Source organism: Chryseobacterium soli, assembly GCF_000737705.1.
Taxonomy (GTDB): Bacteria; Bacteroidota; Bacteroidia; order Flavobacteriales; family Weeksellaceae; genus Chryseobacterium; species Chryseobacterium soli.
Genome location: NZ_JPRH01000025.1, coordinates 1 through 1,511, shown reverse-complemented (window position 1 = coordinate 1,511; position 1,511 = coordinate 1). Strand labels below are relative to the sequence as shown.

Annotated in this window: 1 rRNA gene; it reads left to right on the top strand. The window is 33.5% G+C overall.

The window, feature by feature from the left end:
* Positions 1-17: 17 nt before the first annotated feature.
* Positions 18-125 (top strand): 5S ribosomal RNA (rrf, locus tag IW15_RS21810).
* Positions 126-1,511 lie beyond the last annotated feature (1,386 nt).

Genomic DNA, 1,511 nt, shown 5'->3' with positions numbered 1-1,511 from the left:
GCATCATATACCTTATTTAGGGTGGTTTTAGCGGCAGGGCTCACCTGTTCCCATTCCGAACACAGAAGTTAAGCCTGCCAGCGCCGATGGTACTGCGAAAGCGGGAGAGTAGGACGCCGCCAGTTTTTATTAAAAGTCTCATACATTTAGTTGTATGAGACTTTTTTTTTTGTGTTATACTCATCTCATACTCATACACGAACCAACCCCAATTATCTCAATACTTTAGACACTACACCAATACTTCAATCACTATATCAATCATTATCAATACCTCAAAATGAATGGTACAATGTATTAATCTACCAATCTACCAATCTAACAATCTAACAATATTACAGTATAGATCATATTGCATTAATCGAACTGTTTTCATCAATCCTCCGGATAATGGTATCACTATCTAATTAATTATATCTCGTTTACATCAATTATCCATATCCATATCCATATATCATCAAACCATTAGATTAATCAGATCCATTTGTATCAATCACATTGCTATCTACTAATCAATCCTCTTTCCATCCTTTCTATATATCCTACTGCAGATTATGAACACATTATATATATGTATGCATTAATCCTCCTCTCATATTCATTCCCGTTAATGACTATATCAATTGAATCAACATTGACACCCATAAATCCTCCTTCCAAATTCTATGCAGATGATAATGATTCCATTATTATATTAATGATATCAGCAGTGCTATCCAATAATCCTCTATCCATATCCTATCACAGATAATGATACCATTATTCTATTAATGAAGATCCCCAGGTAATGGCTATCATTATAATCAATCCTTCAGGAACAAGAGATAGATCAATAACAATAACAATAACAATAACAATAACAATAACAATAACAATGTTCTTAGATTGCCATAATTCAACCTCCGGTAATACTATTCAATAGGGGCGGGCTTTAGCCCGGCCACCTCAATGAATCTATCACCATAATGAATTAGTCATAAATTAATCAAGAAATTGATCAATAAAAATATCCACCGGCTTTAACCGAAATCTCTCCCGATCAATATTCTTACCCTCATTTTTATTATAATCAATACCCTTAGACCATTTTTCTATCCCAGGAACTATCCCTTTTAATAATTTTTCAAAAATATTTACCGATAAACCCCGGTACTTCCACAATTATCCCACAAAATTATCTCTTGCTTCCTGCCATTCCCAGTACATTTTCCTATAAAATCCTACTCAATCCTATCTTATCCTCCCCAAATTTAAATAAATGTTTAAATTTTACTTCCTGCTATTGAGAGAGTTAGTGCATTGTATGAATTAAAAGTAAACTTTATGTTAAATAAAGTTGGAGGGGGGAGTAAAAGTTTCTATCTTTGCCCCACTGAAAACGAGAGATAGTAGGTAGCGCAGAGACAGTAATTGATATAAGGAATGAACTAAAAAATAATCGGAATTTAATTTTGATAATTTAAAAAAGTTTGTATCTTTGCAGTCCCTTAATAGGGAGCGCAGAGAGGGTC